This is a genomic window from Noviherbaspirillum suwonense (assembly GCF_900182955.1).
GTDB classification, from domain to species: domain Bacteria; phylum Pseudomonadota; class Gammaproteobacteria; order Burkholderiales; family Burkholderiaceae_D; genus Noviherbaspirillum_A; species Noviherbaspirillum_A suwonense.
Map to the genome: position 1 here is coordinate 223,527 of NZ_FXUL01000006.1, position 24,667 is coordinate 248,193.

Genomic DNA, 24,667 nt, shown 5'->3' on the forward strand with positions numbered 1-24,667 from the left:
ACGATGCAAGACGAAGAAAACAAGAATTTCCAGGATGTGACGCAGGAAACGCCGGCCGCCGAGAGCGGCGCGCCCGATGGCGGCGCCGCGACCGGGGCCGAGCAGAAGCTGGCCGAGGCCGAAGCGCGGCTGGCCGAATTGCAGGATTCCTTCCTGCGCGCCAAGGCGGAAAGCGAAAACATGCGGCGCCGGGCGCAGGAAGACATCGCGAAGGCGCATAAATTCGCCATCGAGAGCTTCGCCGAGGCGATGGTGCCGGTAAAGGACAGCCTGGAAATGGCGCTGAAGGTGGAGACGCCTTCGATCGAATCCCTGAAGGAAGGCGTGGAAATGACCCTGAAGCAGCTGGTCTCCGCCTTCGACAAGAACCGCCTGCTGGAGGTCAATCCGCAGCCAGGCGACAAGCTCGACCCGATGAAGCACCAGGCCATTTCCATGGTGCCGTCGGAGCAGGAAGCCAATACCATCGTGAGCGTGCTGCAGAAGGGCTACACCATAGCCGACCGCCTGCTGCGCCCGGCCCTGGTTACCGTGTCGCAACAAAAATAGCGTCCGGCACACATCAGGGTTCTTGAAAGGTCCGCCTTTCTCCGCATATAAGCAGCAAGCGACATTCTGTCTCACCGTCTTTTTAAGGGATAAATCATCATGGGTAAAATAATCGGCATCGATCTGGGCACCACCAACTCCTGCGTCTCCGTCATGGAGGGCGGGCAGCCCAAGGTCATCGAAAACTCCGAAGGCGCACGCACCACGCCTTCCATCGTCGCCTATCAGGAAGATGGCGAGATCCTGGTTGGCGCGCCGGCCAAGCGCCAGGCGGTCACCAACCCGAAGAACACGCTGTACGCGGTCAAGCGCCTGATCGGCCGCCGCTTCGACGAGAAGGAAGTGCAGAAGGACATCAGCCTGATGCCTTACCAGATCGTCAAGGCCGACAACGGCGACGCCTGGGTGCAGGTGCGCGACAAGAAGCTGGCTGCCCAGCAGGTGTCGGCCGAAGTGCTGCGCAAGATGAAGAAAACCGCCGAGGACTACCTCGGCGAGGAAGTCACCGAGGCCGTGATCACCGTGCCGGCCTACTTCAACGACTCGCAGCGCCAGGCCACCAAGGACGCCGGCCGCATTGCCGGCCTGGACGTCAAGCGCATCATCAACGAGCCGACCGCGGCCGCGCTGGCATTCGGCCTGGACAAGCAGGGCAAGGGCGACCGCAAGATCGCCGTCTATGACCTGGGCGGCGGCACGTTCGACATTTCCATCATCGAGATCGCCGACGTGGATGGCGAGATGCAGTTCGAAGTGCTGTCGACCAACGGCGACACCTTCCTCGGCGGCGAGGACTTCGACCAGCGCATCATCGACTACATCATCGACGAATTCCGCAAGATCAACGGCCTGGACCTGTCCAAGGACGCCATCGCGCTGCAGCGTATCAAGGCATCGGCCGAGCGCGCGAAGATCGAGCTGTCGTCGTCGCAGCAGACCGAGATCAACGAGCCGTACATCGCAATGGCCAACGGCGCGCCGGTCCACCTGAACCTGAAGATGACCCGCGCCAAGCTGGAGTCGCTGGTCGAGGAACTGATCGCCCGGACCATCGAGCCGTGCCGCATCGCGATCAAGGACGCCGGCGTCAAGGTCAGCGACATCAATGACGTGATCCTGGTCGGCGGCATGACCCGCATGCCCAAGGTGCAGGAAAAGGTCAAGGAGTTCTTCGGCAAGGACCCGCGCAAGGACGTGAACCCGGACGAGGCCGTCGCTGTCGGCGCCGCGATCCAGGGCTCGGTGCTGTCGGGCGACCGCAAGGACCTGCTGCTGCTGGACGTGACCCCGCTGTCGCTGGGCATCGAGACGCTGGGCGGCGTGATGACCAAGATGATCCAGAAGAACACGACCATCCCGACCAAGTTCAGCCAGGTGTTCTCGACCGCGGAAGACAACCAGCCGGCCGTGACCATCAAGGTCTACCAGGGCGAGCGTGAAATGGCGGTGGGCAACAAGGCGCTGGGCGAATTCAACCTGGAAGGCATCCCGCCGGCATCGCGCGGCACGCCGCAGATCGAAGTCACCTTCGACATCGACGCCAACGGCATCCTGCATGTCGGCGCGAAGGACAAGGCCAGCGGCAAGGAAAACAAGATCACCATCAAGGCGAACTCCGGCCTGACCGAGGAAGAGATCCAGAAGATGGTGCGCGACGCCGAGGCGAATGCCGAGGAAGACAAGCGCCTGAAGGAACTGGCCGAAGCCCACAACCAGGGCGACGCGCTGGTGCACTCGACCCGCAAGTCGCTGACCGAGTATGGCGACAAGCTCGACGCCGGCGAGAAGGAACAGATCGAGTCCGCGATCCGCGACCTCGAAACCGCGCTGAAGGGCAACGACAAGGCGGACATCGACGCCAAGGCGGCGGCGCTGTCGACCGCGTCGCAGAAGCTGGGTGAGAAGATGTATGCCGACATGCAGGCGCAGCAGGCTGCCGGCGGCGCTGAAGCAGGCGCTGGCGCGGCAGGCGCCGGGGCAGGCGCGGGCGCCAATGAATCGCGCGCCAAGGAAGACGACGTGGTGGACGCCGACTTCAAGGAAGTCAAGGACAAATAATCTCCACCTCGCGGCGCAAGCCGCGACGTTCGCCGAGCCGATGGTCGCCAGACTGCGGCTCGGCGTTTTGCTTAACAGAGAGGTGCCCAGAACATGGCAAAGCGCGATTTTTACGAAATACTCGGGTTGGCGAAAAACGCGTCCGACGACGATATCAAGAAGGCGTATCGCAAGCTCGCAATGAAGTACCACCCGGACCGTAATCCGGACAGCAAGGGTGCGGAAGAAAAATTCAAGGAGGCCAAGGAAGCCTACGAGATGCTTTCCGATCCGCAGAAACGCGACGCCTACGACCGCTACGGCCATGCCGGCGTCGACCCGAACATGGGTGCGGGCGGATTCGGCGGCGGCGGTGGCGGCGGCTTTGCCGATGCATTCGGCGACATCTTCGGCGACATTTTCGGCGGCGCGGCCGGCGGAGCGCGCGGCGGACGCGGCGGCCCGCAGGTCTATCGCGGCGCCGACCTGCGCTACAACCTCGAGATCACGCTGGAACAGGCGGCCAACGGCTTCGACACGACGATACGGGTGCCGTCCTGGGACAGCTGCGAGACCTGCCACGGCAGCGGCGCCAAGCCCGGCACTTCGCCGACCAGCTGCCCGACCTGCGCCGGCCACGGCCAGGTGCGGATGCAGCAGGGCTTCTTCAGCATCCAGCAGACGTGCCCGAAGTGCCACGGCACCGGCAAGATCATTCCCGAGCCGTGCGCGACCTGCGCCGGCGCCGGACGCATCAAGCGCAACAAGACGCTGGAAGTGAAGATACCGGCCGGCATCGACGACGGCATGCGCATCCGCTCGTCCGGCAACGGCGAGCCGGGCATGAACGGCGGTCCGCCGGGCGACCTGTACGTGGAAATCCACATCAAGGCGCACCAGGTGTTCCAGCGCGACGGCGACGACCTGCATTGCGAGATGCCGATTTCCTACGCCACCGCGGCGCTGGGCGGCGAGATCGAAGTGCCGACGCTGGGCGGCAAGGTGTCGTTCACCGTGCCGGAAGGCACGCAGAGCGGCAAGGTGTTCCGGCTGCGCGGCAAGGGCGTCAAGGGCGTGCGCTCCGGCATGGCCGGCGACCTGTTCTGCCACGTGGTAGTCGAGACCCCGGTGCGCCTGACCGAGCGCCAGAAGGAAATGCTGCGCGAGTTCGAAAGCTCGATGACCGAAGGCGGGTCCAAGCACAGTCCGCAGAGCAAGTCCTGGAAAGACAAGGTCAAGGAGTTTTTCGAGTAAGCTTCGGGCTGTCACGGCCGCTGGGTTGGCATCGACCCGGCGGCTTTTTTTTCGCCCAACGATTTCATGGAGCACACGATGCGCCCAGTCCTTCCATTGCTTGCCGCGCTGCTGCTGCCGGCGCTGCCCGCGCTGCCTGCCATGGCGGAGACGGTGCCGGTGGGCATGTTCTCGGCCGGCGACCTGGCCGGCTGGGAAGACAAGTCCTTCAAGGGCCAGACGCAGTACGAGCTGGCGCCCGGTCCGGCCGGCACGGTGCTGCAGGCCAGCACCGACGGCATGGCGTCGGGCCGCTTCAAGAAGATCCGGGTGGACCTGGCCAGGACCCCGGTGCTCAACTGGTCGTGGAAGATCGAGGCGCCGTACCGCGACATCGATGAGTCGACCAAGGTCGGCGACGACTTTCCGGTGCGGGTCTATGTGGTCGTCGAGCGCGGCCTGCTGGGCCTGCGCACCCGGGCCATCAATTATGTGTGGGCGTCGGCCAAGCCGCCCGGCTCGCGCTGGCCCAATCCGTTCACCGGCCAGGCGATGATGCTGGCCGTCGACAGCGGTCCCGCGAAGGCCGGCGCCTGGGTCAGCCACAAGCGCAATGTCCGGGACGACCTGCGCGCGGCGTTCGGCGATGACGTCACCGAGATCCACGCGGTGGCGGTGATGACCGACGGCGACAACGGCGGCCGCCGCGCCCGCGCCTGGTATGGCGACATCTTCTTTTCCAGCGAGTAGGCCATGAGCAAGCAGCGCCTGCTGCTGGCCGGCGGCGGCCACAGCCACCTGTTCGTGCTGGAAGCGCTGCGGCTGCGCGCGCCCGAATGGCGCGACCGGCTGGAGGTGACGATGGTGTCGCGCGACCTGCAGACCGCGTACTCCGGCATGCTGCCCGGCCTGGTCGCCGGCCATTACCGGCATAACGAAGCCCACGTGAACCTGGCGCCCCTGGCCGAGGCCGCCGGCGTCGGGCTGGTCCAGTCCAGCATCGTCTCGCTCGACCCGGACGGGCGGCTCGCAGTCGACGCCGAGGGCCGCCAGTGGCCGTTCGACATCCTTTCGCTCGACATCGGCTCGACGCCGCCGCTGTCGCAGGTGCCGGGCGCGAGCGAGCATGCGCTGGGCGTCAAGCCGGTCGACCTCTTCCTGCAGGAATGGCGCGCGTTCCAGTCCCGCGCCAGCGAACTGGTGCGGCCGGTGCACATCGTCGTGGTCGGCGGCGGCGCCGGCGGCGTGGAACTGGCGCTGGCGCTCGCGCACCGGATGGCCGGCCGCAGCGAGCGCGTCGGCTGGTCGCTGGTGACGCGCGGTAAACTGCTGGCCGGCTACCCGGCCGCCGCCGGCCGCCGCATGGCGCGGCACCTGGCGAAGGCCGGCATCGCGCTGCGCAGCGGCGCGGACGTGGCGCGGGTGGAGGAGGGGATGCTGTATTTTGCCGACGGCGGCAGCGCAGCGTACGATGCGCTGTTATGGGCAACCGGCGCCGGCGCGCAAGGCTGGGTGGCGCAGTCGGGGCTGGCCTGCCTCGACGGCTTCGTCCATGTCGACAGCCACCTGCGCTCGGTCAGCCACCCGCACGTATTCGCCGCCGGCGACATCGCCACCGACCCGCTGCAGCCGCGCGCGAAGGCTGGCGTGTATGCGGTGCGCCAGGGCCCGGTGCTGGCGGACAACCTGCTTCGCACCGTCGCCGGCGAGCCGCTGGCGCCCTACGTCGCGCAGCAGGGCCACCTGTCGCTGGTCTCCACCGGCCCGCGCCACGCATTGGCCGCATGGCGCGGGCTGACCTGGGAAGGCGACTGGGTATGGCGCTGGAAGGATGCAATCGACCGCCGCTTCATCCAGCGTTTCACCGTATGACGGCGGTAGCGGAACATTTGAACGGAAAAGGGAGAACACCATGCGACGCAAGCAAGCGCGCGACATCACCTATCAGCAGCTGTTCGAGAACAATCGACAGTGGGCGGCGGCGATCTGCGCCGAAGACGCCGATTTCTTCAAGAAGCTGGCCGCCCAGCAGGCCCCTGAATACCTGTGGATAGGCTGCTCCGACAGCCGGGTGCCGGCCAACGAATTGCTGGGCCTGCTGCCCGGCGAACTGTTCGTCCACAGGAATATTGCCAACGTGGTGGTGCATACCGATCTCAACTGCCTGTCGGTGCTGCAGTTCGCGGTCGACGTGCTGAAGGTCAAGCATGTGATCGTCTGCGGCCACTACGGCTGTTCAGGCGTGCATGCGGCCCTCGTCGGCCGCCGCGTCGGCCTCGCCGACAACTGGCTGCGCCATGTGCAGGACGTGCACATGAAGCATGAGCGTTACTTGGGGGATACGCTGCCGTCGAGGGAAAGGCTGGACCGGCTATGCGAGCTCAACGTGATCGAGCAGGTGACCAACCTGTGCCAGACCACGATCGTGCAGGATGCCTGGGAGCGGGGGCAGCCGCTGACTATCCATAGCCTGATCTATGGCATCCAGGATGGATTGCTGCGGGATCTTGGGGTTGATATCAACACGCCGGAGGACTTGGCCGAGACGCTGGCGGAGGCGTTCAAGGCGTATGAATGATGCTGGGGGCGGGTACGGGTAGCGTATTGGCCCGCGCAGCGACGGTTGCGGTTGTCGTTCCGCGAAGCGACAGTTGCAGTTGCTTGTGAAGTGGCCATTGCCGTTGAAGCGGCCGTTGCCATTGCCGTTGCCGTTGCCGTCGCAGTAGCCGTTGCCGTTGCAGTGAATCCCCGTTAGATGGCGACGCGTCGCCAGTGCCTGAAACGGATAAAGAAGCGTCCGCTGTCTGAGCGAAGCGAGTTTCGGACGCTTCCCGTTTCAGGTGCTGGCGGCGCGTGCAGTCCGCGTAGCGGACCGCCATCGTAGGGGGCGCCTTTTTTGCCCCACTTTTTTGGCGAAGCAAAAAAGCGGGTCGGCTGCCGGGCCGAATACCCGGCTACTCCCCACGGCAGTGAAGCCTCAATGTTTCACCCGTCAGCAGACGCGGCATCGGCGCCTTGCGCTGTGGCGCGTGTTCCTGACGTGCAGCCGTTGCCAACTGCAGAAGCGGCTTCGCGACGGTACGCGGGCTGGCGGGTGAAGCAATACCGGCTGGCCTGCCGGACGACCTAGCCGGGTTTCGGCCCGGCAGCCGACCTACTTCTCTTGCTTCGCCAAGAGAAGTAGGCAAGAGAAGGCGACCCCGGAGATGCCGCCCCGCTGCGCGGGGTGCCCACGCCGCTGGCACCGAAATCGGGAAGCGTCCGAAACTCGCTTCGCTCAGACAGCGGACGCTTCTTTATCCGATTTCGGTGCCAGCGACGTGGCGTCATCAACGGGGATTCACTGCAACGACAACTGCAACTGCAGCTGCAACTGCAACTGCAACTTCACAAGCAACGGCAACGGCAACGGCAACGGCAACGGTCGCTGCGCGGGGCTGATATCCATCCCGCGTCATGGCGTACCGGAGGAGACCGATGGTTCTGATTTGTCCGGGTGGCTCGTGGGTGTAATAAGCGCAGCGCATTACACCACTCGCCAAAGAACCACCACCGCCGGTTTGCAACGAATGGTGTAATGCGCTTTCGCTTATTACACCCTACGGAGTTTCATCGCACCTTGTGAACCGGGACTGGTATCGCCGCAACCGCAACCGCAACTGTCGCTACGCGGAACGTCAAGAGCAACTGTCGCTGCGCGGAACGTCAACTACGACGACATACCAGTACCGAAGCACCCTACGATAGGGCTGCCGCGCAGCCGCTCTCCCCGGGCACCCACACCCTCTCAGAAGCAATGCTCCGCCGCCGGAAAACTCCCATCCCTCACCGCCGCCACATACGCCATCACCGCAGCGTCGATGCTGGTCTGCCCATCCATGAAGTTCTTCACGAAGCGCGCCTTGTGCCCAGGGAATACCCCCAGCATGTCATGCATCACCAGCACCTGCCCCGAGCAATCCGGTCCCGCGCCGATGCCTATCGTCGGGATCGCCAGCGCCTCGGTGACCTCGCGCCCCAGCGCGGCGGGAATCGCCTCCAGCACCAGCACCGAGGCGCCGGCGGCCTGCAGCGCCAGTGCGTCGTCCTTCATCTGCTCGGCGCCTTCGACCGACTTGCCCTGCACCTTGAAGCCGCCCAGCACATGCACCGACTGCGGCGTCAGGCCGACATGGGCGCAGACCGGGATCGCGCGCTGGGTCAGGAAGCGGACGGTCTCCGACAGCCAGGCGCCGCCTTCGAGCTTGACCATCTGGGCGCCGGCCCGCATCAGCCGGGCGGCATTGTCGAATGCGGCCTGTGGCGTCGCGTAGGCGCCGAAGGGGAGGTCGGCCACCAGCAGCGCGGTGCGGTTGCCGCGGGCGACGCTGGCGGTGTGGTAGACCATGTCGTCCACCGTGACCGGCAGGGTCGACTGGTGCCCCTGCGACACCATGCCGAGCGAGTCGCCGACCAGCAACATGTCGACGCCGCAGCGGTCCATCAGCGCGGCGAAGCTGGCGTCGTAACAGGTCAGCATCGTGATCTTCTGGCCGGCGGCGCGCATTGCGCCCAGCGCCGGCGCCGTTACCGGCTTGCTGCGTCCCGCAGCCTGGTTGTCCTGCAGATAGCCTGCCATGTGCTTGTTCTCCGGATGATTGTTATCCGCGCAGTGCGATGCGCACTGACGCGCCGCGTCATGATAATGAAAATCGGGGCTAGCTGCGCAGCACCGAGATGGCCTGGCCGGCAACGTCGGGCACGAAGCCGTGGGCCGGGCCCATGCCGGGTATCTCGATCAGCGGCGCGATCTGCAGCAGCGGGATCAGCACGAACGCACGCTGGGTCATGCGCGGATGCGGCACGGTCAGTGTGTCGGTGGCGATTTGCTGGCGGCCGTACAGCAGCAGGTCCAGGTCCAGCGTGCGCGGCGCGTTGTAACCGGTGCGTTCGCGGCCGTGCGATTGCTCGATCGACATCAGCGCCGCCAGCAGGTCGGCGGCCGGCAGCATGGTCTCGATGCGCGCCACCGCGTTGACGTAGTCGTCGCCGCCGGCGTCCACCGGCGCGCTGCGGAACAGGCTGGAGCGTTCCGCGACGCGGGTGCCGGGCAGCGCGCCGAGTTCCTCCAGCGCCGCTTCCACCGTCGCGCGGGCGTCGCCGAGGTTGGCGCCGAGGCCGATGAAGGCGGACACCGTGCTCATTCGGCGCTGTCGCCCGCCACGGTCTCGCTCTTCGGACGGCGGCGGCGGGCGCGCTTCTTCGGCGCCGCCGCGGCTTCGCCTTCCACCCTGGGCTTGCGGGCCAGCAGTTCCTCGCGGCCGGGGCCGTCGGCTTCCATGAACGCGGTCCACCAGGTGCCGAGTTCGGCGTCGAGTTCGCCGGATTCGCAGCGCAGCAGCAGGAAGTCGTAGCCGGCGCGCAGCCGCGGATGTTCGAGCAGCTTGTACGGCGACTTGCCGGTGCGGCGCTCGAAGCGCGGCTGCATCGCCCAGATGTCGCGCATGTCGGTCGCGATGCGCCGCTGCAGCGCCAGCTTCTCGGTCTGGCCGTTGAGCACGTCATCGGCGGCCTGGTGCAGCGCCGGGATCGAAGGCTCGCCGGCGGCCTGGTAGGCGCGCCATTTCTCCAGCACCTGGTGCCACAGCAGCGATGCGAACAGGAAGCCGGGCGACACCGGCTTGCCCTGCCTGATGCGCAGGTCGGTGTTGTCCAGCGCCAGGCGCACGAAGCGCTCGCCCAGCGGCTGCTCCATCACCACGTCGAGCAGCGGCAGCAGGCCGTGATGCAGGCCTTCGCTGCGCAGCCGTTCGAGGCAGGCCATCGCCTGGCCGCTCATCAGCAGCTTCAGCATCTCGTCGAAGACGCGGGCGGCCGGCACGTTGTTGATCAGCGGGGCCATCACGGGGATAGGCGCCTGCGCCGACGGGTCGATCTCGAAGCCGAGCTTGGCGGCGAAGCGCACCACGCGCAGCATGCGCACCGGGTCCTCGCGATAGCGTTCCTCGGGCACGCCTATCATGCGCAGCGTGCGGCTGCGGATGTCGGCCATGCCGCCGTGGTAGTCGAGCACCATCTGCGTCGCCGGGTCGTAATACATCGCGTTGATGGTGAAGTCGCGCCGCAGCGCATCCTCGTGCTGCTCGCCGAAGGTGTTGTCGCGCAGCACCCGGCCGTGCTCGTCCTTGGGCGCCGCCTCCACCGCCGCGCCGCGGAAGGTGGTGACTTCGAGCAGGTCCTGGCCGAACATCACATGCACGATCTGGAAGCGCCGGCCGATGATGAAGGCGCGCCGGAACAGCCGCTTGACTTCCTCCGGCGTCGCATTGGTGGCGATGTCGAAGTCCTTGGGCTTGACGCCCAGCAGCAGGTCGCGCACCGCGCCGCCGACCAGGAAGGCCTTGAAGCCGGCTTCCTGCAGGCTCTGCGTCACGCGGATCGCATTGTTCGACACCAGCGCCGGGTTGATGCCATGTTCCTGCGGGCCGAGAACGACAGGCTGGGTGGGGTCGGCCGCTTCCTCCGCCTTGCCGAGGATGCGCCGTATGAGCTTTTTAATCATTGAACAGGTTCAGGATAGGCCAGCCGCGTGCTTTCGCATGCGCGTCCAGCAGGGCATTGGGATTGGTCGCCACCGGGTGGGTGACGGCCTGCAGTAGCGGAATGTCGTTCTGCGAGTCGCTGTAGAACGTGCTGCGATCGAAACCGTCCAGCGACTGGCCGCGCGCCGCGAGCCATTTGTTCAGGTTGACCACCTTGCCGGCGCCGTAGGGCGGCGTGCCGCGAAACGCGCCGGTGATGTTGCCGGCGTCATCGACTTCCGGCTCGGCCGCAATCAGGTGCTCGACGCCGAATTCGGCGGCGATCGGCGCGGTGACGAAACGGTTGGTGGCGGTGACGATGGCGACCAGGTCGCCGGCGTCGCGGTGGCGCCGCACCAGGTCCAGCGCGCTCGGCTTCAGGGCCGGCCGGATCACTTCGTCCATGAACTGCCGGTGCCAGGCGTCGAGCTGCGCGCGCGGGAACTGCGCCAGCGTGCCGAAGGCGAATTCCAGGTAGGCCACCGGGTCGAGCGTGCCGGCCTGGTACTGCTCGTAGAATTCGGCGTTGCGGCGCTTGAACTCCACCGGGTCGACCGCGCCGATGCGGCTCATGAACTGGCCCCATTCATAGTCGGAGTCCAGCGGCAGCAGCGTGTGGTCGAGGTCGAACAGGGTCAGCTTGGTCATGGCTTGGTTTCTTCTTCCAGTTGCAGCAGGTCGCGCAGCAGCGGCAACGTGATATGTCGTTGGGTTTCGAGCGAATAGCGGTCCAGCGCGTCCAGCATCGCGGACAAGGATCGCATATCACGCTGGAAATGGGTAATCAGGTAGGGCAGCACGCCCGGCGACACGGTCAGCCCGCGGGCGGCGGCGGCCAGGCTCAGCGCGGCGATCTTTTCTTCGTCGCTCAGCTCGTGGACCTGGTAGGTCAGGCCCCAGCACATCCGGGTGCGCAGGTCGTCCCGCACTGGCAGGAAGGCCGGCGGCACCGCGCCGCCGGTGACCATCAGCGCGCCATGCTCGCGGACCTCGTTGAACAGGTTGAAGGCGGCGATCTGGGCGTCGGCCGACAGCTGTTCGCAGTCGTCGACCAGGTAGGTCCGGCATGCCGGGTCGTACAGGAAGGCGTCGGGCGCGCTGGCGGCGGCGATATACCGGGCGTCGGGCGCCACCGCCAGCGCGCGCAGCAGGTGGGTCTTGCCGGCGCCGGCGCGGCCCCACAGGTAGACGAAGCGCTCGCTGCTGGCGCTGGCGGCCGGGCCGGCGGCGAGCCGGCACAGCAGCTGGTAAAGCTCGGCATTTTTCCCGGCCTCGAAATTGGCCAGGGTTTGCGGCTTTTCAGCAATCAGGTCCAGCAGCAGCTGTCTCATGCGTGGCGTGGTAAGGCGGTTCAAGCGGGGCTATCCTGGATGGAACCGTGTGTATATGACAATGTTGTCGATTTGCAGCATGCATCATCGCCCAGCGCGCGCCTGCCGGCAAGTGCCTGGCTGGCGCGCCGGCGGCTCGGTTCCGTGGTCAAAGAAAATGGCATGAATGCGGCGGCTGAAGTGCTCGTTTGATAAAATGCGGGTCTCGCCGAAAGCATTCCGGCCAAAAACCGCCTATTTTACCGTCTCCACCGACTATCACATGATGAGTTCCGATTCCCCAGTCTCCCTTTCCTACCGCGACGCCGGTGTCGATATCGATGCAGGCGATGCCCTGGTGGAAGCGATCAAGCCCTTTGCCAAGAAGACCATGCGCGAAGGCGTGCTCGGCGGCATAGGCGGTTTCGGCGCGCTGTTCGAGATCAGCAAGAAGTACAAGGAGCCGGTGCTGGTGTCCGGCACCGACGGCGTCGGCACCAAGCTCAAGCTGGCCTTTCACCTGAACCGGCATGACACGGTCGGCATCGACCTGGTGGCGATGAGCGTCAACGACATCCTGGTGCAGGGCGCCGAGCCGCTGTTCTTCCTCGACTATTTCGCCTGCGGCAAGCTCGACGTGCCCAGCGCCACCGATGTCATCAAGGGCATTGCCCGCGGCTGCGAACTGGCCGGCTGTGCGCTGATCGGCGGCGAAACCGCTGAAATGCCCAGCATGTACCCGGATGGCGAATACGACCTGGCCGGCTTCGCGGTCGGCGCGGTCGAAAAGTCGGCCATCATCGACGGCAGGAAAATCGGTCCCGGCGACGTGGTGCTCGGGTTGGCGTCCTCGGGCGCGCACTCGAACGGCTACTCGCTGGTGCGCAAGATCATCTCGGTCGCCCAGCCCGACCTGAATGCCGACTTCCACGGCCGCCCACTGGCCGACGTGCTGCTGGAGCCGACCCGCATCTACGTGAAGCCGCTGCTGGCGCTGATGCAGTCGATGGAAGTGCGCGGCATGGTGCATATCACCGGCGGCGGTCTCGTGGAAAACATCCCGCGCGTGCTGCAGCCTAACCTTACCGCGGTGCTGCAGCGCGACGGCTGGACCATGCCGCCGCTGTTTTCATGGCTGCAGCAGCATGGCGGCGTGGCCGACGCCGAGATGCATCGCGTCTTCAACTGCGGCATCGGCATGGCGGTCATCGTCGCCGCCGACCAGGCCGACGCCGCAATGGCGCAGATGCAGGCGGCCGGCGAGACCGTGTTCCGCATCGGCGCCATCCGCGAGCGCCAGGGCGACGAAGCGCAGACCATCGTCGAGTAAGCCGGGTAAGTCCGGTCAACAGGGAAGGCCAGTCATCATGCAGATCGCGCGCCTCGACCACCTGGTGCTGACCGTCGCCGACATCGACGCGACCTGCGACTTCTACACCCGGGTGCTGGGAATGACGGTCGTCACCTTCGGCGAAAACCGCCGCGCGCTGACGTTCGGCGCGCAAAAGATCAACCTGCACCGGCAGGGCCGCGAGTTCGAGCCCAAGGCGCACCGGCCGACGCCCGGTTCTGCCGACCTGTGCCTGATCGCCGGCGTGCCGCTGGCCGACGCCGAAGCGCATATCCGGGCCGCCGGCGTCGACATCGTCGAAGGCCCGGTGCGCCGCACCGGCGCGACCGGGCCGATATGGTCGGTCTACTTCCGCGACCCTGACCTGAACCTGATCGAAGTGTCGAGCTACGACTGAGCTGCAACTGAGCTGCAACTGAGCTGCGACTGCGCCGCGGCGGCATCCGTCGCGTGCGCCTGCTGAACTTATATCTGTCTGGCCCCACTTACTGCAGCCGTGCATTAACAATGCATGCGCGGCATTAACCTGGATGGGGAGGATACGATGTCGAAAGTCGAATCGGGGCAGAGCGAGAGCGCCGCTTATGTGAATGACAGGCTGGAGGAAATGGCGGCCGCGTTGGGGCAGGTGCCCCCGGAGGAATTTGTCGCCCGCCTGCTCGACAAGCTCGTTGCCGATGGCTTCATGGAACTGAAGCCCGGCTGCACCAGGGAACAAACCGCCGGCCTGTTTTCCGCGGCCCTGAAGAATCTCAAGTTCAAGCTGCCTGCCGGCAGCTGACCGGGCCACCTAGTCGACTCCTGCGCAAATTGCCCGGCGAGGATTGTCCGGCGATTCCGGGCTTGCCGCTGCGCTATCAGGCAGACAGCGAGCCAGCCGCTAGTCACCAGCCGCACATGTCGCCAGCCGCGCACGAAGCCCGCGGCCCACACACCAGCTCTCTTATCTAGTGCTGCCCGCCGCCGTTTTCCTGCGCGACGCTTTGCAGCGGCGGCGGCATTTCGCTCTTGGGCTGCACGCGCAGTTCCGGCGGCGGCTGTATCCGCACCGGGTGGCTGCGGTCGCCGGCGACAGACAGCGCGATCGGCAGGGTCTGGTCCGGCGCGTTCCAGACCGGGTCGTCGATGCCTTCGAAAATGCGCTTCAGCTGCTCGCCCCAGATGCCGCGGATCATCTGGAAATAGCGGTTCTTCTCGGTGATGTTGACGAAGCGGGTAATGGCCAGCGAACCGGCCTCGTAGACCAACAGGTCCAGCGGCAGGCCGACCGAGACATTGGAGCGCAGCGTCGAGTCCATCGAGATCAGCGCGCACTTCGCGGCTTCGTCCAGGCTGCTGTGTGGGGTAATCACGCGGTCGATGATCGGCTTGCCGTACTTGGATTCGCCGATCTGGAAGTAGGGATTTTCATCGTGCGACTCGATGAAATTGCCGGCGGAATACACCTGGAACAGCCGGCAGCCTTCCTTGCCGATCTGGCCGCCGAAAATCATCCGCACATTGAAGTCGATGCCGAATTCCTCGAGCGCCTTGGCGTCCCGCGCATAGACCAGGCGGATCGCCTCGCCGACGATCTGCGCGGCTTCGAACATGCTGGTGACCGTCCAGATGGTCTTGCCCTCGGCGGTCACATGCTCGCTGATCATTTGCCGGATCGCCTGCGACAGCGACAGGTTGCCGGAGGTCATCAGCATCATCACGCGGTCGCCGGGATTCTCGAACACGTACATTTTGCGGAACGTGCCGACATTGTCGATGCCGGCATTGGTGCGCGAGTCTGAAAGGAAAACCAGGCCGGCGTGGAGACGCATGGCGACGCAGTAAGTCATGATGGCAGTTGAAGCAAAACGTTGATTGTACCGCAGCGAACTGCGGTCCGGACCAGCCCAATTCGACTAGCGGCTAGCGGCGCTCGACGCTGACATGCACCTCCATCGATTCCACGCCGCCGCCGCGCCGCACGCCGCGCACCGGCGCCGCCGAGTCGTAGTCGCGCCCGATCGCTAGCCGGCAGTATTGCGCATTCTGGAACTTTGCATGGGTGACGTCGATGCTGACCCAGCCCGCGAAGCCGCTGTCCTCGACCCAGACGTCGACCCAGGCATGGCTTTCGGCATGGTCGCTGTTGCCCGGATCGATATAGCCCGACACGTAGCGGGCCGGGATGCCCTGCACATGGCAGCATGCCAGGAACAGGTGCGCATGGTCCTGGCACACGCCCTTGCCCAGTTTCAGTGCATCCTGCGCCGTCGTGGTGACCTCGGTTGCACCGGTAAGGTACGACACCGCACCGGTGATGGATTCGGCCAGCGCGATGGCGGCACGGCTGTCCTTGCCGTCGAGGTTGCGGCGCGCGAAGTCGGCCAGCGCCGCGTCGGCCTCGGTCAGCCGCGTGGTGACCGTGTAGACCAGCGGCGACAGCCTGTCCTGGTCGTCCAGGCGGCCGCGCACCAGTTCGTCGACATCCAGGCTGCCGGCGGCGACGATGCGGATCTCGTCATGCATGCCGTTGACGGTCAGGATGTGCGACTCGTTGCCATAGGCATCGAGATAGCGGTGGCAGCTGCCGGGCGACTTCACCCGCCATTCTCGGATGCGCTGGTGCGGCTCCGAGCGCGGCGTCAGGCGCAGCTGCTGGATGGTGTAGAACATCGGCGCGGTGTAGCGGTAGATCGTTTCATGCCGGATAGCGAGCATCATGGATTCATGCTCCGATCGGCAGCAGGAAGTCGCGGCTCACGCGATGTCCCAGCTCGTTGATGTCGGCCAGGAAGCGGTCCAGGTAGTCGTGCAGGCCCTGCTCCAGGATGTCCTCGATGGACGCGAACTTCAGCTGCGCATGCAGGCGGCCGGCGAAGCGCTCGGTGGCGGCCGAATTGTCGTTGCACACCTGGCTCAGGTTGGCCACGACTTCCTCCATGCAGCCCATCAGCGAGCGCGGCATGTCGGGACGCAGCATCAGCAGCTCGGCCACCCGGGCCGGGGTGATCACGTCGCGGTAGACCTTGCGATAGATTTCAAAGGCCGACACCGAGCGCAGGATCGCCGCCCAGTAATAGAAGTCGCGGTGCGCGTCCTGGCCGCCGTCCTTGTCGTCCTTGCTGTCCTTGTCGCTGACGGCGCCATGAAACTTGACGTCGATGATGCGCGCGGTGTTGTCGGCCCGCTCCAGGTGGGTGCCCAGCCGGATGAAGTAGAACGCCTCGTCCTTCAGCATGGTGCCGATGGTGACGCCGCGCGACAGGTGGGAACGGTACTTCACCCATTCGAAGAACGGGCTGGGGTCGCTCTTGAGGCGGCTGCCGCGGAGCTGGTTCTGCATCTCCAGCCAGGTGGTGTTATGGGTTTCCCAGACCTCCGTGGTCAGCGTGCCGCGCACGGCGCGCGCGTTTTCGCGGGCGCTGGCCAGGCAGGAGACGATGGACGACGGGTTGGCCGGGTCGCGCGCCATGAAGTCGATCACGTCGCGCGCGGTCAGCTTCGCGTACTTGCGGTCGAAGTCGTCCTGCAGCTCGGAGATGCCCAGCATCGCGCGCCAGCCGCGCTCGGTGTCCTCGGCCGACTGCGGCAGCAGGGCGGTCTGCACGTTCACGTCCAGCATGCGGGCGGTGTTTTCGGCGCGCTCGGTATAGCGCGCCATCCAGAAAAGATGGTCGGCGGTGCGGCTCAGCATGTCATTCCTCCAGAATCCAGGTGTCCTTGGTGCCGCCGCCCTGCGACGAATTCACCACAAGCGAGCCTTCCTTCAGCGCCACGCGGGTCAGCCCGCCCGGCACCATCGAAACCGTCTTGCCCGACAGGACGAAAGGCCGCAGGTCGATATGGCGCGGCGCGATGCCCGATTCGACATAGGTCGGGCAGGCGGACAGCGCCAGCGTCGGCTGGGCGATATAGCCCTCGGGTCGGGCGATGATGCGCTGCCGGAAGTCCTCGATCTCGGCCTTGGTCGAGGCCGGGCCGACCAGCATGCCGTAGCCGCCGGCGCCATGCACTTCCTTGACGACCAGCTCGGGCAGGTGCGCCAGCGTGTAGGCGAGGTCGTCCTTCTTCCGGCATTGCCAGGTCGGCACGTTGTTGAGGATCGGTTCCTCCGACAGGTAGAAGCGGATCATTTCCGGCACGAACGGGTAGATCGACTTGTCGTCGGCCACGCCGGTGCCGATCGCGTTGGCCAGCGTGATGCGGCCGGCGCGGTAGACCGACAGCAGGCCAGGCACGCCCAGCGTGGAATCGGCCTTGAAGGACAGCGGGTCGAGGTAGTCGTCGTCGATGCGGCGGTAGATCACGTCCACCCGCTTCGGGCCGCGCGTGGTGCGCATGTAGACGAAGTTGTCGTTGACGAACAGGTCCTTGCCTTCGACCAGCTCGACGCCCATCTGCTGCGCCAGGAACGCATGCTCGAAGTAGGCCGAGTTGTACATGCCCGGCGTCATCACCACCACGGTCGGGTCGGCGACGCCGACCGGGGCGACCGAGCGCAGGTTGTCGAGCAGCATGTCGGGATAATGCGCGACCGGCGCCACCTTGTAGCGGGCGAACAGCTCGGGAAAGAGCCGCATCATCATCTTGCGGTCTTCCAGCATGTAGGACACGCCGGACGGCACCCGCAGGTTGTCTTCCAGTACATAGAACTCGCCCTGGCCGGCGCGCACCAGGTCGATGCCGGCGATGTGCGCATAGATGTCCGAGGGGACCGAGATGCCCTGCACCTCCGGCCGGTACTGCGCATTCCGGAACACCTGCTCGGCCGGCATGATGCCGGCCTTCACGATGTTCTGGTCATGGTAGATGTCGTGGATGAACATGTTCAGCGCCGTCACCCGCTGCACCAGTCCGGCTTCCATCCCTTCCCATTCGCGGGCGGTGATGATGCGGGAAATGATGTCGAACGGGATCAGCCGCTCGGTGCCTGCGTCGTCGCCGTAGACGGCGAAGGTGATGCCGACGCGGCGGAAGATCAGGTCGGCCTCGGCCCGCTTGCTGGCGATGGTCTCGGGCGACTGCTCCGACAGCCATGCCTGGAACTCGCGATAGTGCTCGCGAACCGTGGTCGCGCCGTCGGCATACATTTCATCGAAAAACGTTGGCATGCTTGCTCCGCTGTGATTTGCCGGTTGGCGTAGGACCTACTGTATCAAGAAACATGCCAGCAGGAAGCGTCACGGCGTCCTTAATTGATCGATGAATGCCTGGATGCGCTCGTCCGGCGCGTTGGTGAGCAGGCTGACCAGCGCCAGCGCGGCGAAGCCGGCCGGCACGCCGAACACGCCGGCCGAGATCGGCGCGATGTGCAGCCACTGGCCGGCGGCCGAACCGCCCAGCGCCGGATTGGTGTGCAGCATGTAGAACGCGCAGACGGCGAAGCCGGTCAGCATGCCGGCGATGGCGCCGGGCTGGTTGGCGCGCCGCCAGAACACGCCGGCGACCAGCGCCGGGAACAGCGTCGAGGCGGCCAGCGAGAAGGCGGCGCCGACCAGCGACAGGATGTCGCCCGGCTTCAGCGACGCCGCATAGGCGGCCACCAGCGCCACCACCAGCAGCAGCAGCTTGGAGATCGTCACCCGTTTCTGGGTCGACGCCTTCGGGTCCAGCGTCTTGTAGTACACGTCATGCGACAGCGCATTGGAGATGGTCAGCAGCAGGCCGTCGGCGGTCGACAGCGCGGCGGCCAGGCCGCCGGCGGCGATCAGCCCCGAGACGACGTAGGGCAGGCCGGCGATTTCCGGCGTGGCCAGCACTACCATGTCGCCGTCCAGCGCGATCTCGGCCAGCTGCACGATGCCGTCGCCGTTGATGTCGGTGATCTGCACCAGCGGATGCAGCCGGTCGATGCTGGCCCAGTAGGAAACCCATGCGGGCAGCTTCGTGAAGTCGGAGCCGACCAGCGAGCTGTAGATGTCGTATTTCACCAGCACCGCCAGCGCCGGCACCGCGGTATAGATCAGCATGATGAAGAGCAGCGTCCAGAACACCGAGCTGCGGGCCTCGGCCACCGACGGCGTGGTGTAGTAGCGCACCAGCACATGGGGCAGGGCGGCGGTGCCCATCATCAGGCACAGCACCAGCGCCAGGAAGTTGTTGCGGCGGATGTCGGAACTGGCCTTGTCGGGGCCGGGGAACGGCTGCACATGCGGCGTGACCGGCGCGGCCCGCGCGAGGTCGGCGGCCCGCTCCTCGGTCCAGACGCGCTGCGCCTCGGCGCTGTCCTTCGGATAGCTGGCGAGCGCGCGCGACGCTGCGCGGATGTCCAGCAGCGATGCATTGCCGGTCTTCGCCGCCTCCACCCGGCGCTGCGCCTGCAGCCTGCCGTCCTCCCACGAGTGCGGCAGGCCGGCCAGCCGCGCATCGCTGTCGTCGGCGCGCTTGCGGAACACCGCCCGCACTTCCTCCTCGGCCGGGTCGACGGCCAGCACCGCCTCGCGCTCCGACAGCTTGGCGAGCGCCTTGCCGTAGGCGATCTGCGGCACCGGCACCGCGGTGTGCTTGGCCGCCAGCCACACCACCGGGATCATGTAGGCGACCAGGATGATGATGTACTGGGCGATCTGGGTCCAGGTGATCGCCCGCATGCCGCCCAGGAAGGAGCAGACCAGGATGCTGGCCAGGCCCAGGAAGATGCCGATCGAGAAGTCGATGCCGGTGAAGCGCGAGGTGATCAGGCCCACGCCGTAGATCTGCGCGACCACGTAGGTGAAGGAGATGACGATGGTGGCCAGCGCCGCCAGGATGCGGATGACATTGCCGTTGTAGCGCCCGGGGTAGCGCGCGGCCAGGAAGTCGGGAATCGTGTACTGGCCGAAGCGGCGCAGGTAGGGCGCGATCAGCAGCGCCACCAGCACGTAGCCGCCGGTCCATCCCATGATGTAGGCCAGGCCGTCGAAGCCCTGCAGGTAGAGGCCGCCGGCCAGGCTGATGAAGCTGGCCGCGGAGATCCAGTCGGCGGCGGTGGCCATGCCGTTGAAGACCGCCGGCACGCGCCGGCCGGCGACATAGTATTCGCTGACGTCCGCGGTGCGGCTGATCACGCCGATGCCGGCATACAGCACGATGGTGGAGAAGATGAACAGGTAGCCGATCCAGGTGCGCGGGAAGCCTTCCTTTTCGAGGATGGCCAGCGCCGCCAGGAACAGGATGAAGCCCGCGGTATAGAGCAGGTAGTAGCGGGTGAGCTGGCGGGTGTAGGCCTTATCCGCCATGGCTGTCATTTCCGCGCTGCGCATCGAGCGAGCGCATGGCCAGCGCGTAGATGCCGACGATGGCCAGGTAGACCAGCAGCGCGCCCTGCGCGGCCAGGTAGAACGAGACCGACCAGCCGAACAGCGTCAGCCCGGCCAGCTCGCGGGCGAAGAAGATCGCGGCGAAGGTCACGCCGAACCAGACCGCCAGCAGCAGCAGGGTCAGGCGCTGGATGCGGCGCCAGAGGGCGGCGCGGCGCTGGAATTCACGATGCGGCATGTCAGGCAGTCTCCCCGGCCAGCGCGGGCCGCTCGCTCATCCGCAGCGATACCCGGAACAGCGAGCCGGGCGCGTTCTTGTCGAGGATGTGCGGATTGTTATAGATCTCGACCTCGGCGCCGTGCTGCTGCGCGATCTCGCGCACGATGGCCAGTCCCAGCCCGCTGCCCTGGGTATGGCTGCCGAGTATCCGGTAGAAGCGCTCGAACACGTGGCCGCGCTCGGACGGCGCGATGCCCGGCCCGGTGTCCTCGACCTCGAGTATCGCCAGGCGGCGCTGCGCATCGGCGCGGACCCGCACCGTCACCGTGCCGCCGGCCGGCGTGTAATGCAGCGCATTGTCGATCAGGTTGCCCAGCAGCTCGCGCAGCATGGTCGGATTGCCCTCGACCATCAGCGGGCGGCCCGGCTGCTCGAAGCCGAGGTCGATCGCGCGCGCGAACGACATCTGCACCCAGTCCTGCACCACGCTGCGCGCCAGCTCCGACAGTTCGATCGGCAGGAAGGGGCTGGTCTGCGGCGACTGGTTCTCGGCGCGCGCCAGCGCCAGCAGCTGGTTGACCAGGCGGGTGGCTGACTCCGAGCTCTTGGCCAGCTGTTCCAGCGAACGGTGGATCTCTTCCGCGCTGTTCTGCCGCAGCGCCAGTTCGGACTGCATGCGCATGCCGGCCAGCGGGGTTTTCATCTGGTGCGCGGCGTCGGCGATGAAGCGCTTCTGCATCTGTATGCTTTGAGACAGCTGCTCCAGCATGTAATTGAGCGAGCCGACCAGCGGCGTGATCTCCTCGGGAACGTGGCTCGAATCGATCGGCGACAGGTCGTCGGTGCGGCGCGCCCGGATGTGCTGCTGCAGCTCGACCAGCGGCTTCAGGCCGCGCGACAGCGCAAACCAGACCAGCGCCAGCGCGATCGGCAGGATGATGAATTCCGGCAGGATCACGCCCTTGATGATCTGGTTGGCCAGATCGACGCGCTTGTCCAGCGTTTCGGCCAGCTGCACCAGCGCCTGCCGGCGCTCGGCGTCGGGCGCGTCCGGCGGCAGGTCGACATAGACCGCGGCGACGCGCACCTCGCTGTTGCGCATGCTGTCGTAGCGCAGCTGCACCGACCACGGCGGCAGGTCGTCCTCGAGCTTGGGCGGCGGCAGGTCGCGGTCGCCGTCGACCACCGCGCCGTCCGGGGCGCGCACCTGGTAATAGACATTGTCGACATCGTCGGCGCGCAGCATGTCCCGCGCCGCGGCCGGCAGCGGCACGGTCAGCCGGCCGTTGACTTCCTTGACATGCTGCGCCAGCACCGTGACCCGGTCGTCCAGCGCGCGGTCGAACGGCTGGTTGGCGATATTCTTCGCCACCACGTAGGTGATGCCGATGCTGATCGGCCAGAGCAGCAGCAGCGGCACCAGCATCCAGTCGAGGATTTCGCCGAACAGCGAGCGCTGTATCTGCTCCTCCGGATGGTCGAACCCGGCGCTGGCCGGCGCGGGCGGCGGCGCGCGGTCCATCACGCGTCAACCGGCGACGGCAGGGGGAACCGACGGCTCGCTGAATTTTTCCAGGCAATAACCGAGGCCGCGCACCGTGGCGATGCGGATGCCGCCGGTTTCTATCTTCTTGCGCAGCCGATGGACGTAGACCTCGATGGCGTTGTTGCTGACTTCCTCGCCCCATTCGCAGAGATGGTCGACCAGCTGTTCCTTGGACACCAGCCGCCCGGTGCGCTGCAGCAGCACTTCCAGCAGCCCCAGCTCGCGCGCCGACAGGTCCAGCATCTGGTCGTTGATGGTGGCGATGCGGCCGACCTGGTCGTAGCACAGCGGGCCGTGGTGGATCAGCGCGCCGCCGCCGCCGACGCCGCGCCGCACCAGCGCGCGCACCCGGGCTTCCAGCTCGGACAGCGCGAACGGCTTGGCCATGAAGTCGTCGGCGCCGAGGTCCAGCCCCTTGACGCGCTGGTCGACCGAGTCGTTGGCGGTGAGGATCAGCACCGGCAGCCGGGAATTGCGCGAACGCAGCCGCCGCAGCACTTCGAGGCCCGCCATCCTGGGCAGGCCGAGGTCGAGGATCAGCAGGTCGAATTCCTGGGTGGAGAGCGCCGAGTCGGCTTCCTGGCCGTTCTTGACGCAATCGGTGGCATAGCCGGACTGGCGCAGCGAACGGGTGAGGCCGTCGGCCAGCACACTGTCATCTTCGGCGAGCAGAATTCGCATGGTAGAACCGGTCTCCTCCAGGTTGGCGCGAGTCTATTGGTATTCTTGTGGGCCGGCAAGTAAACTGCCGACTTTTAAACGACGCTCAGCGAACGAATAGTGTACCGGCAGACTCTATAAAAAACCGAGGTTTTGCTTGCACAAAGTACTGGATTTTTGTACAGTACTGGCTGTGAAATAAATTCGTTGAATCAAACCTTTATTGATGTTGATCTCACGCTGAAAGAAATTTATGGACGATAAAAAAGCAGCAATATCCGGCGCAGACAAGACCAAGGCGCTCGCCGCAGCGCTGGCCCAGATCGAAAAGCAGTTCGGCAAGGGTTCGGTCATGCGCATGGCCGACGGCGCTGTCGCCGAAGAAGTGCAGGTCGTCTCGACCGGCTCGCTCGGGCTTGATATCGCACTCGGCGTGGGCGGCCTGCCGCGTGGCCGCGTGGTCGAAATCTATGGCCCCGAGTCCTCGGGCAAGACCACGCTGACCCTGCAGACCATTGCACAGATGCAAAAGATGGGCGGCACCTGCGCCTTCATCGACGCCGAGCATGCGCTGGACGTCGGCTATGCGCAGAAGCTGGGCATCAACCTGCAGGAACTGCTGATCTCTCAGCCTGACACCGGCGAGCAGGCACTGGAAATCTGCGATGCGCTGGTGCGTTCCGGCGGCGTCGACCTGATCGTGGTGGACTCGGTGGCGGCGCTGACGCCGCGTGCCGAAATCGAAGGCGACATGGGCGACTCGCTGCCCGGCCTGCAGGCCCGCCTGATGTCGCAGGCGCTGCGCAAGCTGACCGGCTCGATCAACCGCACCAACACGTTGGTCATCTTCATCAACCAGATCCGTATGAAGATCGGCGTCATGTTCGGCAACCCCGAAACCACGACCGGCGGCAATGCGCTGAAGTTCTACGCCTCCGTCCGCCTGGACATCCGCCGCACCGGCTCGATCAAGTCCGGCGACGAAGTCATCGGCAACGAGACCAAGGTCAAGGTCGTCAAGAACAAGATCGCACCGCCGTTCAAGGAAGCCCACTTCGACATCCTGTACGGAGAAGGCACGTCCCGCGAAGGCGAGATCCTGGATCTCGGCGCCGACGCCAAGATCGTCGAGAAGTCCGGCGCGTGGTACAGCTATAACGGCGAACGCATCGGCCAGGGCAAGGACAATGCGCGTAATTTCCTGAAGGAACGTCCGGAGCTGGCGCTGGAAATCGAGAACAAGGTTCGTGCGTCGCTGGGTGTGCCGCTGCTGCCGGTGCCGAAGGGCATGGAAGCCGGCAAGCCTGCCCGCGAAGCAAAGGAATCCAAGGAAGTGAAGGAAGCTGGCGCAGCTGAATAGGTGTGACGGATGGGGGCATGGAATGCCATGTCTTTCCTATTTCAGATGTAAGAGCTCAGATGTAAAAGCAAAGAGGGCCTACCGTTACTGGTAGGCCCTTTTGTATTGAACAAGTCTGCGTACACCGATGTAGTTGCCCGCGCAGCGACAGTTGCCGTAGAAGTTGCCGTTCCGCGCAGCGACAGTTGTTGTTGCCGTTGCCGTTGATGTTCCGCGCAGCGACAGTTGCAGTTGCTTTTATCCCGCCGTCCCACGCCCCCCGTTCTTCCTGACTGCTCGCGCAAAGAGTGTATCGAAGGGTTTCCCGTACACATACCCGTCGCATGTCGTTGCCGTGGCCGTCGCCGTTGTCGCTGCCGTTGCTTATGAAGTTGTCGCTGCCGTTGCCGTGAATCCCCGTCGATGGTGACACGTCGCCAGTGCCGAAATCGGATAAAGAAGCGTCCGCTGTCTGAGCGAAGCGAGTTTCGGACGCTTCCCGATTTCGGTGCTGGCGGCGTGTGCACCCCGCGCAGCGGGGCGCCATCATCGGGGTCGCCTTCTCTTGCCTACTTCTCTTGGCGAAGCAAGAGAAGTAGGTCGGCTGCCGGGCCGAAACCCGGCTAGGTCGTCCGGCAGGCCAGC

General features: G+C 65.6%; 23 protein-coding genes. 10 read left to right on the forward strand and 13 right to left on the reverse strand.

Annotation, left to right across the window (positions count from 1 at the left end):
• Positions 1–3: 3 nt before the first annotated feature.
• From grpE to can, 6 genes are all read left to right on the forward strand, one after another.
• Positions 4–549 carry a nucleotide exchange factor GrpE gene (gene grpE / locus QOL82_RS10995; RefSeq protein WP_283442302.1) on the forward strand — a complete coding sequence of 182 codons (546 nt, stop codon included), beginning with the start codon at positions 4–6 and terminating at the stop codon, positions 547–549.
• Between the two features lie 99 nt (positions 550–648).
• Positions 649–2,607, forward strand: coding sequence for a molecular chaperone DnaK (gene dnaK, locus QOL82_RS11000; protein WP_283442303.1), 1,959 nt, complete (start codon positions 649–651; stop codon positions 2,605–2,607).
• Positions 2,608–2,700: 93 nt separating this feature from the next.
• Positions 2,701–3,840 carry a molecular chaperone DnaJ gene (dnaJ, locus tag QOL82_RS11005; protein ID WP_283442304.1) on the forward strand — a complete coding sequence of 380 codons (1,140 nt, stop codon included), beginning with the start codon at positions 2,701–2,703 and terminating at the stop codon, positions 3,838–3,840.
• Positions 3,841–3,918: 78 nt separating this feature from the next.
• Positions 3,919–4,569 carry a DUF3047 domain-containing protein gene (locus tag QOL82_RS11010; protein ID WP_283442305.1) on the forward strand — a complete coding sequence of 217 codons (651 nt, stop codon included), beginning with the start codon at positions 3,919–3,921 and terminating at the stop codon, positions 4,567–4,569.
• Positions 4,570–4,572: 3 nt separating this feature from the next.
• Positions 4,573–5,691 carry an FAD-dependent oxidoreductase gene (locus QOL82_RS11015; protein WP_283442306.1) on the forward strand — a complete coding sequence of 373 codons (1,119 nt, stop codon included), beginning with the start codon at positions 4,573–4,575 and terminating at the stop codon, positions 5,689–5,691.
• A gap of 40 nt (positions 5,692–5,731) precedes the next feature.
• A complete protein-coding gene (gene can, locus QOL82_RS11020) occupies positions 5,732–6,397 on the forward strand; it encodes a carbonate dehydratase (protein WP_283442307.1) in 666 nt (221 codons plus the stop codon).
• 1,209 nt (positions 6,398–7,606) lie between these two features.
• Here the strand turns inward: can and panB are convergent.
• The 5 genes from panB to hda all read right to left on the reverse strand — a co-directional run bounded on the left by panB (position 7,607) and on the right by hda (position 11,710).
• Positions 7,607–8,437 (reverse strand): 3-methyl-2-oxobutanoate hydroxymethyltransferase, encoded by an 831-nt coding sequence (gene panB, locus QOL82_RS11025; RefSeq protein WP_283442308.1) that lies wholly within the window; start codon positions 8,435–8,437, stop codon positions 7,607–7,609.
• A 79-nt stretch (positions 8,438–8,516) separates the two neighbouring features.
• Complete coding sequence (gene folK, locus QOL82_RS11030) at positions 8,517–9,002, reverse strand: 2-amino-4-hydroxy-6-hydroxymethyldihydropteridine diphosphokinase (protein WP_283442309.1); 486 nt, start codon at positions 9,000–9,002, stop codon at positions 8,517–8,519.
• Positions 8,999–10,360 carry a polynucleotide adenylyltransferase PcnB gene (gene pcnB / locus QOL82_RS11035; protein WP_283442310.1) on the reverse strand — a complete coding sequence of 454 codons (1,362 nt, stop codon included), beginning with the start codon at positions 10,358–10,360 and terminating at the stop codon, positions 8,999–9,001. The genes folK and pcnB overlap by 4 nt, the downstream gene beginning before the upstream one ends.
• Positions 10,353–11,027: a histidinol-phosphatase gene (locus QOL82_RS11040; RefSeq protein WP_283442311.1), complete on the reverse strand. Its 675-nt coding sequence runs from the start codon at positions 11,025–11,027 to the stop codon at positions 10,353–10,355. The genes pcnB and QOL82_RS11040 overlap by 8 nt, the downstream gene beginning before the upstream one ends.
• Complete coding sequence (gene hda, locus QOL82_RS11045) at positions 11,024–11,710, reverse strand: DnaA regulatory inactivator Hda (protein WP_283442312.1); 687 nt, start codon at positions 11,708–11,710, stop codon at positions 11,024–11,026. The genes QOL82_RS11040 and hda overlap by 4 nt, the downstream gene beginning before the upstream one ends.
• Positions 11,711–11,975: 265 nt before the next feature.
• Here hda and purM point away from each other — a divergent pair, with 265 nt between their 5' ends.
• From purM to QOL82_RS11060, 3 genes are all read left to right on the forward strand, one after another.
• Positions 11,976–13,019, forward strand: a complete 1,044-nt coding sequence (gene purM / locus QOL82_RS11050) for a phosphoribosylformylglycinamidine cyclo-ligase (RefSeq protein ID WP_283442331.1) — start codon at positions 11,976–11,978, stop codon at positions 13,017–13,019.
• 37 nt (positions 13,020–13,056) lie between these two features.
• Positions 13,057–13,437 carry a VOC family protein gene (locus tag QOL82_RS11055; protein WP_283442313.1) on the forward strand — a complete coding sequence of 127 codons (381 nt, stop codon included), beginning with the start codon at positions 13,057–13,059 and terminating at the stop codon, positions 13,435–13,437.
• Between the two features lie 147 nt (positions 13,438–13,584).
• Positions 13,585–13,821 (forward strand): hypothetical protein, encoded by a 237-nt coding sequence (locus QOL82_RS11060; RefSeq protein WP_283442314.1) that lies wholly within the window; start codon positions 13,585–13,587, stop codon positions 13,819–13,821.
• Between the two features lie 166 nt (positions 13,822–13,987).
• On the opposite strand, the gene QOL82_RS11065 is transcribed toward QOL82_RS11060, so the two are convergent.
• The 8 genes from QOL82_RS11065 to QOL82_RS11100 form a co-directional block, all read right to left on the reverse strand.
• Positions 13,988–14,869 (reverse strand): proteasome-type protease, encoded by an 882-nt coding sequence (locus QOL82_RS11065; protein WP_283442315.1) that lies wholly within the window; start codon positions 14,867–14,869, stop codon positions 13,988–13,990.
• 73 nt (positions 14,870–14,942) lie between these two features.
• On the reverse strand, positions 14,943–15,740 hold the full coding sequence (locus tag QOL82_RS11070; RefSeq protein WP_283442316.1) for a transglutaminase family protein: 798 nt from the start codon (positions 15,738–15,740) through the stop codon (positions 14,943–14,945).
• A gap of 4 nt (positions 15,741–15,744) precedes the next feature.
• Entirely contained in the window at positions 15,745–16,713 is a 969-nt protein-coding gene (locus tag QOL82_RS11075; protein ID WP_283442317.1) for an alpha-E domain-containing protein, read from the reverse strand.
• 1 nt (position 16,714) lies between these two features.
• On the reverse strand, positions 16,715–18,130 hold the full coding sequence (locus QOL82_RS11080) for a circularly permuted type 2 ATP-grasp protein (protein WP_283442318.1): 1,416 nt from the start codon (positions 18,128–18,130) through the stop codon (positions 16,715–16,717).
• 69 nt (positions 18,131–18,199) lie between these two features.
• A complete protein-coding gene (locus QOL82_RS11085) occupies positions 18,200–20,236 on the reverse strand; it encodes a sodium:solute symporter family protein (RefSeq protein ID WP_283442319.1) in 2,037 nt (678 codons plus the stop codon).
• The gene (locus QOL82_RS11090; protein WP_283442320.1) at positions 20,226–20,495 is read right to left on the reverse strand and encodes a DUF4212 domain-containing protein; all 270 of its coding nucleotides are present in this window, start codon (positions 20,493–20,495) and stop codon (positions 20,226–20,228) included. Before QOL82_RS11090 ends, QOL82_RS11085 begins: the two co-directional genes overlap by 11 nt.
• A 1-nt stretch (position 20,496) precedes the next feature.
• Positions 20,497–21,999 carry a sensor histidine kinase gene (locus QOL82_RS11095; RefSeq protein WP_283442321.1) on the reverse strand — a complete coding sequence of 501 codons (1,503 nt, stop codon included), beginning with the start codon at positions 21,997–21,999 and terminating at the stop codon, positions 20,497–20,499.
• Between the two features lie 6 nt (positions 22,000–22,005).
• Complete coding sequence (locus tag QOL82_RS11100; protein ID WP_283442322.1) at positions 22,006–22,704, reverse strand: response regulator; 699 nt, start codon at positions 22,702–22,704, stop codon at positions 22,006–22,008.
• Between the two features lie 232 nt (positions 22,705–22,936).
• Between QOL82_RS11100 and recA the strand changes: the two genes are divergently transcribed.
• Positions 22,937–24,043, forward strand: coding sequence for a recombinase RecA (gene recA, locus QOL82_RS11105; RefSeq protein ID WP_283442323.1), 1,107 nt, complete (start codon positions 22,937–22,939; stop codon positions 24,041–24,043).
• The last annotated feature ends 624 nt before the right edge of the window (positions 24,044–24,667 follow it).

Bases quoted from the DNA above. Each gene is read 5' to 3' on its own strand.
- grpE (WP_283442302.1), top strand. From the start codon at position 4: ATGCAAGACGAAGAAAACAAGAATTTCCAGGATGTGACGCAGGAAACG.
- dnaK (WP_283442303.1), top strand. From the start codon at position 649: ATGGGTAAAATAATCGGCATCGATCTGGGCACCACCAACTCCTGCGTC.
- dnaJ (WP_283442304.1), top strand. From the start codon at position 2,701: ATGGCAAAGCGCGATTTTTACGAAATACTCGGGTTGGCGAAAAACGCG.
- QOL82_RS11010 (WP_283442305.1), top strand. From the start codon at position 3,919: ATGCGCCCAGTCCTTCCATTGCTTGCCGCGCTGCTGCTGCCGGCGCTG.
- QOL82_RS11015 (WP_283442306.1), top strand. From the start codon at position 4,573: ATGAGCAAGCAGCGCCTGCTGCTGGCCGGCGGCGGCCACAGCCACCTG.
- can (WP_283442307.1), top strand. From the start codon at position 5,732: ATGCGACGCAAGCAAGCGCGCGACATCACCTATCAGCAGCTGTTCGAG.
- panB (WP_283442308.1), bottom strand. From the start codon at position 8,437: ATGGCAGGCTATCTGCAGGACAACCAGGCTGCGGGACGCAGCAAGCCG.
- folK (WP_283442309.1), bottom strand. From the start codon at position 9,002: ATGAGCACGGTGTCCGCCTTCATCGGCCTCGGCGCCAACCTCGGCGAC.
- pcnB (WP_283442310.1), bottom strand. From the start codon at position 10,360: ATGATTAAAAAGCTCATACGGCGCATCCTCGGCAAGGCGGAGGAAGCG.
- QOL82_RS11040 (WP_283442311.1), bottom strand. From the start codon at position 11,027: ATGACCAAGCTGACCCTGTTCGACCTCGACCACACGCTGCTGCCGCTG.
- hda (WP_283442312.1), bottom strand. From the start codon at position 11,710: ATGAGACAGCTGCTGCTGGACCTGATTGCTGAAAAGCCGCAAACCCTG.
- purM (WP_283442331.1), top strand. From the start codon at position 11,976: ATGAGTTCCGATTCCCCAGTCTCCCTTTCCTACCGCGACGCCGGTGTC.
- QOL82_RS11055 (WP_283442313.1), top strand. From the start codon at position 13,057: ATGCAGATCGCGCGCCTCGACCACCTGGTGCTGACCGTCGCCGACATC.
- QOL82_RS11060 (WP_283442314.1), top strand. From the start codon at position 13,585: ATGTCGAAAGTCGAATCGGGGCAGAGCGAGAGCGCCGCTTATGTGAAT.
- QOL82_RS11065 (WP_283442315.1), bottom strand. From the start codon at position 14,869: ATGACTTACTGCGTCGCCATGCGTCTCCACGCCGGCCTGGTTTTCCTT.
- QOL82_RS11070 (WP_283442316.1), bottom strand. From the start codon at position 15,740: ATGATGCTCGCTATCCGGCATGAAACGATCTACCGCTACACCGCGCCG.
- QOL82_RS11075 (WP_283442317.1), bottom strand. From the start codon at position 16,713: ATGCTGAGCCGCACCGCCGACCATCTTTTCTGGATGGCGCGCTATACC.
- QOL82_RS11080 (WP_283442318.1), bottom strand. From the start codon at position 18,130: ATGCCAACGTTTTTCGATGAAATGTATGCCGACGGCGCGACCACGGTT.
- QOL82_RS11085 (WP_283442319.1), bottom strand. From the start codon at position 20,236: ATGGCGGATAAGGCCTACACCCGCCAGCTCACCCGCTACTACCTGCTC.
- QOL82_RS11090 (WP_283442320.1), bottom strand. From the start codon at position 20,495: ATGCCGCATCGTGAATTCCAGCGCCGCGCCGCCCTCTGGCGCCGCATC.
- QOL82_RS11095 (WP_283442321.1), bottom strand. From the start codon at position 21,999: ATGGACCGCGCGCCGCCGCCCGCGCCGGCCAGCGCCGGGTTCGACCAT.
- QOL82_RS11100 (WP_283442322.1), bottom strand. From the start codon at position 22,704: ATGCGAATTCTGCTCGCCGAAGATGACAGTGTGCTGGCCGACGGCCTC.
- recA (WP_283442323.1), top strand. From the start codon at position 22,937: ATGGACGATAAAAAAGCAGCAATATCCGGCGCAGACAAGACCAAGGCG.